Origin of the sequence: Marinovum sp., assembly GCF_048263515.1 — a bacterium.
GTDB lineage: Bacteria > Pseudomonadota > Alphaproteobacteria > Rhodobacterales > Rhodobacteraceae > Marinovum.
Map to the genome: position 1 here is coordinate 53,779 of NZ_JBLXEC010000021.1, position 13,517 is coordinate 67,295.

At 66.2% G+C, this 13,517-nt stretch carries 10 protein-coding genes and 1 tRNA gene; 8 read left to right on the forward strand and 3 right to left on the reverse strand.

Going from position 1 to position 13,517, the window contains the following annotated elements; genetic code table 11:
* Window positions 1-149 precede the first annotated feature (149 nt).
* A complete protein-coding gene (locus ACN0SE_RS16755) occupies window positions 150-1,658 on the forward strand; it encodes a D-alanyl-D-alanine carboxypeptidase family protein (protein WP_417525678.1) in 1,509 nt (502 codons plus the stop codon).
* A gap of 209 nt (window positions 1,659-1,867) precedes the next feature.
* Here the strand turns inward: ACN0SE_RS16755 and ACN0SE_RS16760 are convergent, their stop codons facing one another.
* Both ACN0SE_RS16760 and ACN0SE_RS16765 read right to left on the reverse strand, forming a co-directional pair.
* Window positions 1,868-2,926, reverse strand: coding sequence for a quinone-dependent dihydroorotate dehydrogenase (locus ACN0SE_RS16760; protein WP_417525679.1), 1,059 nt, complete (start codon window positions 2,924-2,926; stop codon window positions 1,868-1,870).
* Window positions 2,923-3,261, reverse strand: coding sequence for a DUF952 domain-containing protein (locus tag ACN0SE_RS16765; RefSeq protein ID WP_417525680.1), 339 nt, complete (start codon window positions 3,259-3,261; stop codon window positions 2,923-2,925). The genes ACN0SE_RS16760 and ACN0SE_RS16765 overlap by 4 nt, the downstream gene beginning before the upstream one ends.
* A gap of 185 nt (window positions 3,262-3,446) precedes the next feature.
* Here ACN0SE_RS16765 and ACN0SE_RS16770 point away from each other — a divergent pair, with 185 nt between their 5' ends.
* The 4 genes from ACN0SE_RS16770 to ACN0SE_RS16785 all read left to right on the forward strand — a co-directional run bounded on the left by ACN0SE_RS16770 (window position 3,447) and on the right by ACN0SE_RS16785 (window position 7,366).
* Window positions 3,447-5,006: a bifunctional metallophosphatase/5'-nucleotidase gene (locus ACN0SE_RS16770; protein WP_417525681.1), complete on the forward strand. Its 1,560-nt coding sequence runs from the start codon at window positions 3,447-3,449 to the stop codon at window positions 5,004-5,006.
* 78 nt (window positions 5,007-5,084) lie between these two features.
* Window positions 5,085-5,390 carry a DUF1992 domain-containing protein gene (locus ACN0SE_RS16775; RefSeq protein WP_417525682.1) on the forward strand — a complete coding sequence of 102 codons (306 nt, stop codon included), beginning with the start codon at window positions 5,085-5,087 and terminating at the stop codon, window positions 5,388-5,390.
* A 109-nt stretch (window positions 5,391-5,499) separates the two neighbouring features.
* The gene (locus ACN0SE_RS16780) at window positions 5,500-6,696 is read left to right on the forward strand and encodes a class I SAM-dependent methyltransferase (RefSeq protein ID WP_417525683.1); all 1,197 of its coding nucleotides are present in this window, start codon (window positions 5,500-5,502) and stop codon (window positions 6,694-6,696) included.
* A gap of 4 nt (window positions 6,697-6,700) precedes the next feature.
* Window positions 6,701-7,366 (forward strand): SOS response-associated peptidase, encoded by a 666-nt coding sequence (locus ACN0SE_RS16785; RefSeq protein WP_417525684.1) that lies wholly within the window; start codon window positions 6,701-6,703, stop codon window positions 7,364-7,366.
* Here the strand turns inward: ACN0SE_RS16785 and ACN0SE_RS16790 are convergent.
* Window positions 7,363-9,261: an alpha-amylase family protein gene (locus ACN0SE_RS16790; protein ID WP_417525685.1), complete on the reverse strand. Its 1,899-nt coding sequence runs from the start codon at window positions 9,259-9,261 to the stop codon at window positions 7,363-7,365. The genes ACN0SE_RS16785 and ACN0SE_RS16790 overlap by 4 nt on opposite strands.
* A gap of 204 nt (window positions 9,262-9,465) precedes the next feature.
* Here ACN0SE_RS16790 and ACN0SE_RS16795 point away from each other — a divergent pair.
* The 3 genes from ACN0SE_RS16795 (at window position 9,466) to ACN0SE_RS16805 (ending at window position 13,455) form a co-directional block, all read left to right on the forward strand.
* A tRNA-Gly gene (locus ACN0SE_RS16795) sits at window positions 9,466-9,539 on the forward strand.
* Window positions 9,540-9,654: 115 nt separating this feature from the next.
* A complete protein-coding gene (locus ACN0SE_RS16800) occupies window positions 9,655-11,448 on the forward strand; it encodes an ABC transporter transmembrane domain-containing protein (RefSeq protein ID WP_417525686.1) in 1,794 nt (597 codons plus the stop codon).
* A 123-nt stretch (window positions 11,449-11,571) separates the two neighbouring features.
* Window positions 11,572-13,455 carry an acyl-CoA synthetase gene (locus tag ACN0SE_RS16805; protein WP_417525687.1) on the forward strand — a complete coding sequence of 628 codons (1,884 nt, stop codon included), beginning with the start codon at window positions 11,572-11,574 and terminating at the stop codon, window positions 13,453-13,455.
* Window positions 13,456-13,517: the final 62 nt, after the last annotated feature.

A 13,517-nucleotide genomic window follows, 5' to 3' on the forward strand; every position in this document is an offset into this window, starting at 1 on the left:
AAAGCCCCAAGATGTGCCTGACTCATAAGGAGAATTTCTGAAAACCCGTTGCGAATAAAGGGTTTAAAGAAAGAACTTCATATGATAAGCTATAATTAACAATAAGCCGACCAGAATACTGGCGGCACGAGGCAAAAGGCAGTAATATCGTGAAGGACCGGAATATTTCTTCCGCCCGTCTGGGCGTGGTATGCATCGCTTTGCTGTGGTTGTGCGTGATCATGCCGCTGAGCGTGGCCGCTGCACCCTATGCCGCAATGGTCATGGACGCCCGATCCGGCAAGGTCCTGCATTCCGAAAATGCCAACACCCGGCTGCATCCCGCATCGCTCACCAAGATGATGACGCTCTACGTCGCCTTCGAGGCGGTGCAGAACGGCGAGATCTCGATGGACACCATGGTGACCATCTCGAAGAAAGCCGCGTCGGAACCGCCGTCGAAACTGGGGCTTCGGTCCGGCCAGAAGATCAAGCTGCGCTACCTTGTGCGCGCCGCGGCGGTGAAATCGGCCAACGACGCCGCCACCGCCATTGCCGAGGCGATCTCGGGCTCGGAAGCGGCCTTTGCCCTGCGGATGAACCGCACCGCGAAATCCATGGGCATGACCCGCACCACCTTCAAGAACGCGCATGGCCTGACCGAAGAGGGGCACTTGAGCACAGCGCGGGACATGACCATTCTGGGGCGACACGTAATCTATGATTTCCCGATGTATTACAACCTCTTCAGCCGCAAGACCGCCGATGCCGGCGTGCGCAGCGTCAGCCATACCAACGCCCGTCTGCTGAGCAGCTACAAGGGCGCTGATGGCATCAAGACCGGGTATACCCGCGCGGCCGGCTTCAACCTCACGGCTTCGGCCGAACGCGGCAACGAGCGGGTGATCGCCACGGTCTTCGGCGGCCGTTCGACCACCACCCGCAATGCCCGCGTTGCCGAGCTTCTGGACCTCGGGTTCAACCGGGCGCCGACGCATGTGGCGCTGAACCTGCCGAGGAAGCCCGCCTATCGCGGCAACCAGGGTCTGGTGACCGGCGGCAGCGACGCCGCCATCGCCTCTCTGGCGCCGGTCGGGCAGGGCGACGACGAACGTCCCGCCGCCGGCAAGACCATCGCCGTCAAGCTTGACGTGACCCGCAGTCTGCGGCCGCGCGTCCGCCCGGGTGCGGCGATCCAGATGCCCGAGGCCGCCATCGTCGCCGCCGTCAAGGAAGGCGTGGCCGATGCGGTGGCAGAAGCCACGGCAGCCAAGGTCGCCAAGGCCTCGCTGTCGGACGTGGCCAAGCTTCCCGCCGTGCGCCCCGAGCCGCGCCCGCAGGATATCGTCCTGGCCAGCGCCGGCGCGGTGCAGGCCCCGGCGCCCGATCCGGTGGTGCGCGAGCAGGTGCAGGAGATCATCACCCGCGTCTCGACCTCGGGCGGCCGTCACTGGGGCATCAACATCGGCCGCTACAACTCTCATTTCGCGGCAGAAAAGGTGCTGCTGAAGACCGCGCTGACCGAGATGTCGACGCTGGATGGCGCGCTGCGCAAGGTGGTGCGGCGCTCGTCGGGCTTTGACGCCAACTTCATGGGCCTGTCGCGCGAGACCGCCGATCTGGCCTGTCGCAGGCTTCAGGCGCGCAACATTTCCTGCTTCATGATCGGGCCGTCCTGAGCGGCCTGTGCAGACGCCGGAAAGTCACAGGTTTTCAAACCCTTGAAAAGCCCCGCTCAGGCGGGGCTTTGGCTTTTGGGGATAGGGCGATGGTGGGCAGGTCTGCCTGAGGAACGCCTGCTAAAATCAGACATTTCCTCGGGCGTTTTCCACAGGATCTGCCGTCTGGCTTGTCCTGAGGCAACCTAGCGGTGCCCTTTCCACAGAGCTCAGAGCCAGGTCTCGGTATCCGTACCGACGGCCTCGGCCACATTGGCGAACCCGTCCCTGGCAAGCAGGTGATCCAGACCGGTGACGATCTCCTTGACCAGAGTCAGCCCGCCAAAGACCAGCGCGGTATAGAGCTGCACGGCGCTGGCCCCGGCCTTGATCTTGGCATAGGCCTGCTCTGCCGTGGCCACGCCGCCGACGCCGATCAGGGGGATCTCTCCGCCGGTCAGATCGGCCAGCCGCGCCAGCACCCGGGTCGACCGCGCAAAGAGCGGCGCGCCGGAGAGCCCGCCGGCCTCGCCGTGATGCGGCGAGCGTAATCCGGTACGGTCGAGCGTGGTGTTGGTGGCGATGATGCCGCTGATGCGGGCGGCGCCGGCGACCTCGGCAATTTCGGCGAGAGCCGCATCGTCGAGGTCTGGCGCGATCTTGAGGAAGACCGGGATCGGCCGCGCCAGATCGGCCCGCACCTCCATCACCCCGCCCAGGAGCGCCATCAGCGCCTCGCGGCCCTGCAGGTCGCGCAGGCGCTCGGTGTTGGGCGAGCTGACGTTGACAGTGGCGAAATCCACATGCGGGCCGCAGCGCGCCAGCACCCTGGCGAAATCGGCGGCGCGATCCTCTGAGGTCTTGTTGGCGCCGAGGTTGAGGCCGATCACCGCGCCCTTGGGGCGCTTGGCCAGCCTTGTGGCGATCGCCTCCACGCCGTCGTTGTTGAAGCCGAAGCGATTGATCGCCGCGCCATCCTCGGTCAGGCGAAACAGCCTCGGCTTGGGATTGCCGGGCTGGGGCAGGGGCGTCGCGGCGCCGACCTCCACAAAGCCGAAGCCGGCGCGGGCCAGTCCCGCCAGAGCGGTGGCGTTCTTGTCGAACCCGGCGGCCAGTCCCAGCGGGTTGGGCAGCGAGAGACCGGCGAGCGTGGTGGCCAGCCGCGGCGAGGTGAGCGGGCCGGGGGCAGGCGTCACGCCCATCTGCAGCGCACGTATGGCCAGGCCATGGGCGGTCTCGGGATCGAGCCGGTAGAGCGCCTTGAGGCCCAGGGTCTCGATCAGGCTCACGCGAGGTCCTCCGGGAAGACATGGCCGTCGTCGCCCAGCGGCAGTTCGCGGTGCCAGAGCACGTCGGAGCGGTGCAGCTTGCGATAGAGATGCGGGAAAAGCGCGCCACCGCGCGACGGCTCCCAGGTGATGTCGGCGGCCATCGCCTCGCTGTCGCAGGCCAGAAGCAGCAGGCCCTCGGCGTCGGCGAAATGCTTGGCGGCGGTCTCGCGCACCTGGTCGGCGGTGGAAAAATGCACGTAGCCGTCGGCCACATCGATCGGCGCCCCGGCGGTTTCCCCGTCGCGCACCAGAGCGGCCCATTCCTCGGACCGGAAGATTTTGTAGATCAGCATGGCCTTCCTATCCCGCGCCGCGACAGGCGGGTCAAGAGCCCGGCGCTGTCATCGCACTGTCGTCTTGATGCGCAATGGATGCGCCATCCGCTGCCGGCGCCGCAGGGTGGCCTTGCGTAGCCTTTGACAAGCCCCCGGTCCCGATGCAGCATCACCGCATAAAACCAATGGAGAGGTTCCAAGTCATGTCTGTTCGCCTTTTGACGAGCGCTGCCGCGCTCGCCCTGAGCGCCGGTGTCGCCAGCGCGGAATATTCGCTGACCATCCTGCACACCAACGATTTCCACGCCCGATTCGAGCCGATCAGCAAGTATGACAGCGGCTGCTCGGCCGAGGACGACGCCGAGGGCAAATGCTTCGGCGGTTCGGCCCGGCTGATGACCGCGATCAACGAGGCCAAGGCGCGCAGCAACAACTGGGTGCTGGTGGATGGCGGCGACCAGTTCCAAGGCACGCTGTTTTATACCTATTACAAGGGCAAGCTCGCCGCCGAGATGATGAACCAGATGGGCTATACCGCGATGACCGTGGGCAACCACGAGTTCGACGATGGGCCGGAGGTGCTGCGCGGCTTCATGGATGCGATCGACTTTCCGATCCTGATGTCGAACGCCGATGTCAGTCGCGAGCCGCTGCTGGCCGACGTGCTGCAGAAATCGACGGTGATCGAACAGGGCGGCGAGAAGATCGGTCTCATCGGCCTGACACCGCAGAACACCGACGAACTGGCGAGCCCCGGGCCCAACATCACCTTCACCGATCCCTCTGACGCGGTGCAGGACGAGGTCGACAAGCTGACCGAGATGGGCGTCAACAAGATCATTGTGCTGTCGCACTCGGGCTATGGCGTCGACCAGATGGTGGCCAAGAACACCACCGGCGTCGACGTGATCGTCGGCGGCCACTCGAACACCTATCTGGCCAATGACGACGAGAATGCCGACGGGCCCTATCCTACCGTGGTCAATGGCGTGCAGATCGTTCAGGCCTACGCCTATGGCAAGTACCTGGGCGAGTTGAACGTGACCTTCGACGACGAAGGCACCGTGACCGAGGCCAGCGGCAACCCGATTGTCATGGATGCCTCGGTGACGGCGGATGAAGCGGTTGCGGCGCGCATCGCCGAGGCAGCCAAGCCGCTCGAGGAGATCCGCTCGAAGGTGGTGGCCGAGACCGCCGAGGCCATCGAGGGAGACCGCTCGGTCTGTCGCGCGATGGAATGCCCGATGGGCAACCTGATCGCCGATGCCATGCTGGCGCGGGTCAAGGACCAGGGCATCGAGGTGGCGATCCAGAATGGCGGCGGCATCCGCGCTTCGATCGACGCCGGCGAAGTGACCATGGGCGAGGTGCTGACGGTGCTGCCGTTCCAGAACACGCTCTCGACCTTCCAGGTCAGCGGCGCGACGCTGCTGGAGGCGCTGGAAAACGGCGTCAGCGAAGTCGAAGAGGGCGCAGGCCGCTTCCCGCAGGTGGCGGGGCTGACCTTTGCCTTTGATGCTTCGAAGCCGGCGGGCGAGCGGGTCTCCGACGTCATGGTGGGCGGCGCGGCGCTCGAGATGGACAAGACCTATGGCGTGGTCTCCAACAACTACGTGCGCAATGGCGGTGACGGCTACGCGATGTTCCGCGATGCCGAGAACGCCTATGACTATGGCCCGGATCTCGCCGATGTGATGGCGGAATACCTGGCGGCGCAGGGGCCGTTCAAGCCCTACACCGATGGCCGCATCACGGTGAAATGAGCCATGGGCGCGGCGCCCCTCCCGGGCGCCGCTCCTCGCCCCCTTGCGGGGGCTCCTCGCTTCGGCGAAACTGGCGGCATGGACCATCCGCTGATCGATCTGATTTCCGCCCGCATCCGCGAGGCCGAGGCGCAGGGCGCCTTTGACAACCTGCCGGGGGCGGGCAAGCCCCTGCCGGCCTGCGACGATCCCGAAAACGCTTTGCTCAATCGCCTGGTGGAGGAGAGCGGTGGCGAGCCGGAATTTGTCAGCCTGTCGCGCGAGTTGCAGCGGCTGCGCGCGGAATTGCGCGAGACCGGTGATCGGGCGCGGCGGCAGGACATCCTCAAGGACATGTCGATGATGGAGGCGCGCATCGCCCTGGCGCGGAAAGCCTGGCGGTGAGTGATGCGTCTTGCGGGGGTTGGGGGCTTTGCCCCCAGGCCTGCGGCCTTCCCCCAAGGGTATTTGTGAACAGAAGAAGCAGGGGGTGTGGCGTGAGTGGTGACCGTCGGTGGTGAGTGTCAAGGAGCAGTACGAGGCCTATCCCTATCCAGAGCGGGATCCGGAGGAGGAGCGGCGGCGGCTGATCACCGGGTCGCCCTCGCATCCGGTGGAGCTGGATCACTTTGTCTTTGGCGGGCAGCGGGACTGGCGGCAGCCCTTGCGGGTGCTGGTGGCGGGGGGTGGCACCGGGGACGGACTGATCCAGATCGGCCATTACCTGAAGCTTTTGGGGCGCCCTCACGAGATCACCTATGTCGATCTGTCAGAGGCTTCGCGCCGGGTGGCCGAGGCGCGGGCGAAGGTGCGGGGGCTGGAGGCGATCCGCTTTCACACCGGCAGCCTGCTGGAGGCGGCGGAATACGGCTGTTTCGATTACATCGATTGTTGCGGGGTGTTGCACCATCTGCCCGATCCGGACGCCGGGTTTCGGGCTTTGCGCGCGGCGCTGGCGCCGGGGGGCGGCCTGGGCTTCATGGTCTATGCGCCGCTGGGGCGGTCCGGGGTCTATCCGTTGCAGCAGGCCTTCGGGGCGCTTTTTGCCGACCTGCCGCCCAGGGCGCGGCTCAAGGCGGCCAAGGCGGCGTTCGCCAAGCTGCCCGAGGGGCATCCGTTCAAGTGCAATCCGCATCTCGGCGATCATCGGGCCTCGGATGCCGGGTTCTACGACCTGCTGCTGCATGGCCAGGACCGGGCCTACGACGTGACCGAGCTGGTGGCGACGCTGGAGCGGACCGGCTGGGCGCTGGCCTCCTTCACCCCGCCGGCGGCGTATGATCCAGCGCGTTTTGCGCCGGTGCCCAAGGGCCTGGACCGGGTGGCGCGGATGGCGTTGGCGGAGAAGCTGGTCGGGACCATGCGGGTGCATATCGCCTATGCGGTGGCGGCGGAAGAGGCCGAGGGGCGGGTGGCCGATGGCCGAGATCCGGCGCTGGTGCCGCATCTGATCGGGGTGGCGCCGGGGGCGCTGGCCAAGGCGGTGTCCGAGGGGCGGGTAGTGCCGGTGACGTCCGGCGGCGCGCGCATCGAGCTGAAGCTGCCGCGACCGGCGGCGAAGCTGCTGGCGCTGGTCAACGGCAAGCGCACGCTGGGCGAGATCGCGCGCGATGCGGGGATGACCGAGGCGCAGTTTCTGCCGCTCTGGGCGCGCGCCAGCGAAGGGCTGACGGGCTGGGGCTTGCTTCTTTATTCCGGCTTCCTACGATAATCCCATGTGTGGCCGTTTCGCAGTGACCCTTCCGCCCGATGCCATGGCGCAGCTCTTTGCGGCGCTGCCGGCCAATGACCTGCCGGATGTGCCGAATTACAACGTCTGCCCGACCACGCAGATCGCCACCGTGCGCAACGAAGAAGGGCAGCGGCGGCTGGCGCCGATGCGCTGGGGGTTCCTGCCGCATTGGTACAAGAGCCCGACCGACGGGCCGCTGCTGATCAACGCGCGGGCCGAGACGATTGCCGAGAAGCCGGCCTTTCGCGCTGCCTGTCGCGAGCGGCGCTGCCTGATCCCGGCGACCGGGTTTTATGAATGGACCAAGGATGCCGAGGGCAAGCGCCTGCCCTGGTACATCCGCCGCGCCGATGGCGGGACGCTGGCCTTTGCCGGGGTCTGGCAGGATTGGGCGCGCGGCGAGGAGAGCGCGCGCACCTGCGCCATCGTCACCACCGGCGCCAACGACCGGATGAGCGCCATTCACCACCGCATGCCGGTGGTGCTGGAACCCGAGGCTTGGCCGCTCTGGCTGGGCGAAGAGGGCAAGGGGGCGGCCAGCCTGATGGATGCGGCCGATGACGCGGTGCTGGAGTACTACCGGGTTGACCCGGCGGTGAACTCCAACCGGGCCAGTGGCGCGGCGTTGATCGAGCCGATCGAGAGTTAGCGGATCCAGACCCGGGCGTAGGGCGGCAGCGGCATCATGCCTTGGCTGTCGCCGACCGGGGCCTGGCTCAGAACATCGACCATCGAGCTCGCGCCCTGGGCGCGGAGCCAGTCGAGCGGGATCACCTGCCAGCTTTCGGTGAAGTTGAACAGGCAGACCAGGCTGCCGGTGGGCGCGCGGCGGGCCAGGGCAAAGAGCGCCGGGTTGCCGGTGTCGAGCACCTCGCAGGGGCGGGCGGCATGCAGTTCCGGCGTCTCGACGCGGCGCGCCAGCAGGGTCTTGAGGCCGGCAAAGACCTGGCCCGGGGCGCTTTCCGGCGCGGCGCGGGCCAGTTCCACACGGTCCCAATCCATCACCGGGCGATGCAGCCAGCGGCTGTCATGGGCGTGGTCGGGCACGTCGTGATAGCCGTAGTCGTTCAGCATCGCCACCTCGTCGCCCATGTAGAGCAGGGGGATGCCGCCGGAACAGGCGATCAGCGCATGGCCCATCAGGATGCGGTCGACGGCCAGGCCGATGTTCTGCGTATCGCCGCCGAGGCTGGCGCGTTCCAGCCCGGCGAGCGAGGCGGTGGTGCCGCTGTTGCGCTTGTCGCCGGTGTCGGGGTTGTGCTGAAACAGCTCGCCCTGCGCGAAGGAGCCGGGGAAGACGCCCTCGTAGAAATCGGCGAGGAAGGCGCGGTGCAGAAAGCCGTTCAGCCCGACGGCGGCGGCATCCTCGTCGGTGACGGCCCAGCCGATGTCGTCGTGGCAGCGCAGGTAGGTGGCATAGGTCGCATTGCTCAGCACGGGCGGGAAATGAGTGGCCATCACATGGGTCATCAGCCGCGTGTCGCGCGCCGCCAGCGCCGACCAGAACTGCACCATCAGCGAGTTGTGATAGGCGAGGTTGCCCTCCTTGCCGTCATGTTCGCCGCGACCGAGATAGGGCAGCATCTCTTCGGGGCCGACGATCGCCTCTTCGAGGTGAATGACCGAGGGCGCGGCGATGCGGGTGGCGGCGCGCAGGGCCTGAAGCAGCATGTGCACTTCGGGCTCGGACTGGCACTTGGTGCCCATGCGTTTCCACATGAAGGCCACGGCATCGAGCCGCAGCACCTCGACGCCCTTGTTGGCGAGGAACAGCATGATGTCGAGAATTTCGAGGAAAACCTGCGGGTTGGCCCAGTTCAGGTCCCATTGGTGTTCGTTGAAGGTGGTCCAGACATGGCGCTGCATGTCGGGGTACCAGGTAAAGCTGCCGGGGGCGTTGTCGGGGAAGATCTCGATCAGCGTGCGCTCGTATTCCTGCGGCAGGCGGGCGTCCTCGAACATCAGGTAGTAGTCGCGGTACTTGGGGTCGCCGGCACGGGCCTTCTGGGCCCAGGCGTGTTCCTTGGCGGTGTGGTTGACCACCATGTCGACGCAGACGCTGATGCCGCGGGCGCGGCAGGCCTCGGTCACCGCTTCGAAATCCGCCATGTCGCCATAGGCCGGGTTGATGGCGCGATAGTCCATCACCGAATAGCCGCCGTCGCTGTCGCCGGGACGCGGCTTGAGGCAGGGCATGAAGTGGACATAGGTCACGCCCAATTCCGCCAGGTAGTCGAGCTTGTCGATCACCCCGCGCAGGTCACCGGCGAAGCGGTCGATGTAGAAGACATAGCCGATCATCCCGGGCCGCTGGAACCAGTCGGGTTCGAGATCGCGCATCATGTCGAGCCGCTTGAGCCCGGGGCGCCGCTCCGTCCAGGCGCGGCGCAGCGTGGCGTCGAGCGCCGGGCGGAAGCTGTCATAGCCCGGATGGTTGCCGTAAAGCCGGTCGAGCATCGACCAGAGGTCCTCGCGGCTGCGGGCATAGCGGAGGTCGAAGATCTCCGAGTCGGTCAGGGCGGCCGGCGAATCCAGGGGGGACATGGGGGAAAACCTTCGGGCAGGAGCGGATCGGAGCAGGGTAGCAGATAGAGGGCTCTCGGTCAAAGCGCTTTGAAGCTGAGCCGCCCATAGAGAGCGGCCGGGTGCCGCCACGGCGGACGAGGGACAGGGCGGCAGAAGCCGGGAATTATCTGTCTGATCCGGTTGACCTGTTGCCCGGGTTGAATTAATCACCGGATCTGCCGAGCGGGCGTTGTGTAATGGTAAGACCCTTGCCTTCCAAGCAAGAGATACGGGTTCGATTCCCGTCGCCCGCTCCAGACCTCTCCCCCTGATCCTTGACAGTTGCGGCCAGGCCTTCGTGCCGCATGCGCGGTGCCTTGCCCCTTGTCGCCCTATTCAATACACCCTTGCCGGAACAGCTAGGAGCACCGCATGCCGCGTGGATTGGGCCAACCGCAGGAAGAGCGCGACAAGTCGAAACGGATCGGCGCCCTGGGCGCACTCTGGCCGTTTCTCAAGCCCTATCGCCTGCTGCTGCTGGCCTCGATCCTGGCACTGGTGGCCACGGCCGGCATCTCGCTGACGCTGCCACTGGCGGTGCGCCGGGTGGTCGACAATTTCCGTGCCGAGGATGGCGCGCTGCTCGATCTCTACTTCGGCGCGGCGCTGGGCATTGCGGCGGCCTTGGCGGTGGGCACGGCGCTGCGCTACATGCTGGTGACGCGGCTGGGCGAGCAGGTGGTCACCGACATCCGCAAGGCAGTGTTCGACCGGGTGATGGGGCTGTCGCCGGCGTTCTACGAAAAGATCATGACCGGCGAGGTGGTCAGCCGGATCACCACCGACACCACGCTGATCCTGTCGGTGATCGGTTCGTCGATCTCGATCGCGCTGCGCAACGTGCTGATCTTCTTTGGCGGTATGGGGCTGATGCTACTGACCTCGCCCAAGCTGACCGGCCTCGTGCTGCTGATCGTGCCCGCCGTGGTGGTGCCGATCCTGACGTTGGGCCGACGTCTGCGGGTGCTGTCGCGCGAGAACCAAGACTGGATCGCCGCTTCGTCCGGCAGCGCGTCAGAGAGCCTGTCAGCGGTGCAGACGGTGCAGGCTTTCACCCACGAGGTGCTGACCCGCCGGGCCTTTTCCGACATCACCGACAAGTCGCTCGATGCCGCCAAGCGGCGGATCACCACGCGGGCGCTGATGACCGCCATCGTGATCTTTCTGGTATTCACCGGTGTGGTCGGCGTGCTCTGGATCGGCGCGCGCGATGTGCGCGCGGGCGAGATGAGCGCCGGCAGCCTGGTGCAATTCGTGATCTACGCGGTGATGGTCGCAGGCTCTGTCGCGGCGCTGTCGGAGATCTTCGGCGAGCTGCAACGCGCCGCCGGCGCCACCGAACGGCTGGTCGAGCTGCTGCACGCCGAGGATGCGGTGAGCGATCCCGCCGACCCGCTGCCGCTGCCCGGGAAAGTCACCGGCGCGATCACCTTTGACGATGTGAGCTTTACCTATCCGCAGCGCCCGGATGTCTCGGCACTGGACCATGTTTCGCTGGAGATTGCGCCGGGCGAGACGGTGGCGCTGGTCGGCCCCTCGGGGGCCGGCAAGACGACGATCATACAGATGCTGCTGCGTTTCTACGACCCGGCCTCGGGGCGGATCACCCTCGACGGTGTCGATATTTCGCAGATGCGCCGCGATGCCTTTCGCCGGGCGATTGCGCTGGTGCCGCAGGATCCGGTGATCTTTGCCGCCTCGGCCCGTGACAACATCCGCTTCGGCCGGCCCGAGGCCAGCGACGCCGAGATCGAGGCCGCCGCCCGCGCCGCCGCCGCCCATGACTTCATCATGAAGCTGCCGCAGGGCTATGACAGCGGTCTGGGCGAGCGTGGCGTCATGCTGTCGGGTGGGCAGAAGCAGCGCGTGGCGATTGCCCGCGCCATCCTGCGCGACGCGCCGGTGCTGCTGCTTGACGAGGCGACCTCGGCGCTCGATGCCGAGAGCGAACGCGCGGTGCAACAGGCGGTCGACGCGCTGTCGCGCGACCGCACCACGCTGATCGTGGCGCACCGTCTGGCGACGGTGAAGAAGGCCGATCGCATCGTGGTGATGGACCAGGGCCGCATCGTCGCCATCGGCCCGCACGATCAGCTGGTGGCCCAGGACGGGCTTTATGCGCGGCTGGCGCGGATGCAGTTCACCGACGGGATCGCGGCGGAATAACGCCCACTCGACGTAGCGTTCAGGCTGATGCTACCGTGCGTCACGCTTGCGTGAGGGCCGCTTCGCACGCATCCTGCGAGGAACGCAAAAACCCGCAGAAGACGGGTCAGGGGAGAGAGACTTATGGGATTTGCATCGGTTGCCGACCGCGACGCGATTGAGAACGAAATGCCGTGGAGCGACCGCGATGTGCCGGTCACCATTCAAGGGCTGCTCGACAAGGTGAAGACGCGCTTTCCGGACCGGCCGGCGATCAGCTATCAGCTGATGTCGGGCCCCAAGGACCCGGCGCAGACCATCAGCTGGAACGAGCTGTACGGCAAGAGCTGTCAGGCGGCGAACCTATTCCGCAGTCTTGGCGTCAAGGAAAACGACGTGGTGGCCTTTGTGCTGCCCAACTGCCTCGAGACATCCTACGCGCTGTTCGGCGGGATGATTGCCGGCATCGTCAACCCGATCAATCCGCTGCTCGAGCCCGAGCAGATCGCCGCCATCCTGCGCGAGACCAAGGCCAAGGTCGTTGTTACGCTGCGGGCCTTTCCCAAGACCGACGTGGCGCAGAAGGTGGCCGAGGCGGTGCGCCATGCGCCCAGCGTGACCAATGTGCTCGAGATCGACCTCAATCGCTACCTAACCCCGCCCAAGAGCTGGATCGTGCCGCTGGTGCGGCCGAAGAACCCGGGCGGGCATCATGCGACGGTGGCGAACTTCGTCAGCGAAATGGCGCGTCACAACAAGACGCTGGATTTCGAAGACGTCCAGCAGGACCGGGTCGGGGCCTATTTCCACACCGGCGGCACCACCGGCATGCCCAAGGTGGCGCAGCACCTCTATTCCGGCATGATCTACAACGGCTGGCTGGGCGACAGGCTGCTGTTCGACGAGACCTCGAACATCATGTGCCCGCTGCCGATGTTCCACGTCTTTGCGGTGCATGTGATCCTGATGGCGGCGCTGACTTCGGGCGCGCATGTGGTCTTTCCGACGCCGCAGGGCTATCGCGGCGAGGGGGTCTTCGACAACTTCTGGAAGCTGATCGAGCGCTGGCAGATCACCTTCATCATCACCGTGCCCACCGCCGTGTCGGCGCTGATGCAGCGGCCGGTGGATGCGGATATCTCCTCGGTGAAATCGGCGTTTTCCGGGTCGGCCCCGATGCCGCTGGAGCTGTTCAAGCGCTTCGAGTCGGCCTCGAACGTGCAGATCATCGAGGGCTACGGCCTGACCGAGGCGACCTGCCTGGTGTCGGTGAACCCGACCGAGGGCGAAAAGAAGGTGGGATCGGTCGGCGTGCCGCTGCCTTATTCCCACGTCAAGATCATCAAGCGGAACGGCAATGGCCCCGAGGAATGCGGGGTCGACGAGATCGGCGAGATCTGCGTCGCCAACCCCGGTGTCTATGCCGGCTCGACCTATACCGAGGAAGACAAGAACCGCGACCTCTTTCACGAGGGCATCTACCTGCGCACCGGCGATCTGGGCCGGGTGGATTCTGACGGCTATCTCTGGATCACCGGTCGCGCCAAGGACCTGATCATTCGCGGCGGTCACAACATCGACCCGGCCGAGATCGAGGATGCGCTGCTGTCGCATCCGGCGGTCGCCATGGCCGGCGCGATCGGCCAGCCCGACGCCCATAGCGGCGAGCTGCCCTGCGCCTTTGTCGAGCTGGTGGCCGGTGGCAATGTCACCGAAGAGGAACTGATGGAGCATTGCCGGACCAACGTGCATGAACGCGCGGCGATCCCCAAGCATCTGACGATCCTCGACGAGCTGCCGAAGACGGCGGTGGGCAAGGTCTTCAAGCCCGATCTGCGCAAGCAGGCGATCAAGCGGGTCTATGACGCCGCTCTCGCCGAGCGCGGGGTGAACGCCCATGTGGCCGAGGTGATCGACGACAAGAAGCGCGGGCTGGTGGCGCGGATCGCCAAGTCCGGCGTGGCCAGGGAAGAAGACGTGAGCCACGTGCTGGGGGCCTATACGCGCCCCTGGGAGTGGGCCGAGTAGGTTTGCCACGAGGTCCCGGATCAGGTCCGGGACGCGCGGTGCGAGGGGCAGTGGGATCGCCC

Bases quoted from the DNA above. Each gene is read 5' to 3' on its own strand.
- ACN0SE_RS16800 (WP_417525686.1), top strand. From the start codon at position 9,655: ATGCCGCGTGGATTGGGCCAACCGCAGGAAGAGCGCGACAAGTCGAAA.
- ACN0SE_RS16765 (WP_417525680.1), bottom strand. From the start codon at position 3,261: ATGCTGATCTACAAAATCTTCCGGTCCGAGGAATGGGCCGCTCTGGTG.
- ACN0SE_RS16770 (WP_417525681.1), top strand. From the start codon at position 3,447: ATGTCTGTTCGCCTTTTGACGAGCGCTGCCGCGCTCGCCCTGAGCGCC.
- ACN0SE_RS16785 (WP_417525684.1), top strand. From the start codon at position 6,701: ATGTGTGGCCGTTTCGCAGTGACCCTTCCGCCCGATGCCATGGCGCAG.
- ACN0SE_RS16805 (WP_417525687.1), top strand. From the start codon at position 11,572: ATGGGATTTGCATCGGTTGCCGACCGCGACGCGATTGAGAACGAAATG.
- ACN0SE_RS16775 (WP_417525682.1), top strand. From the start codon at position 5,085: ATGGACCATCCGCTGATCGATCTGATTTCCGCCCGCATCCGCGAGGCC.
- ACN0SE_RS16790 (WP_417525685.1), bottom strand. From the start codon at position 9,261: ATGTCCCCCCTGGATTCGCCGGCCGCCCTGACCGACTCGGAGATCTTC.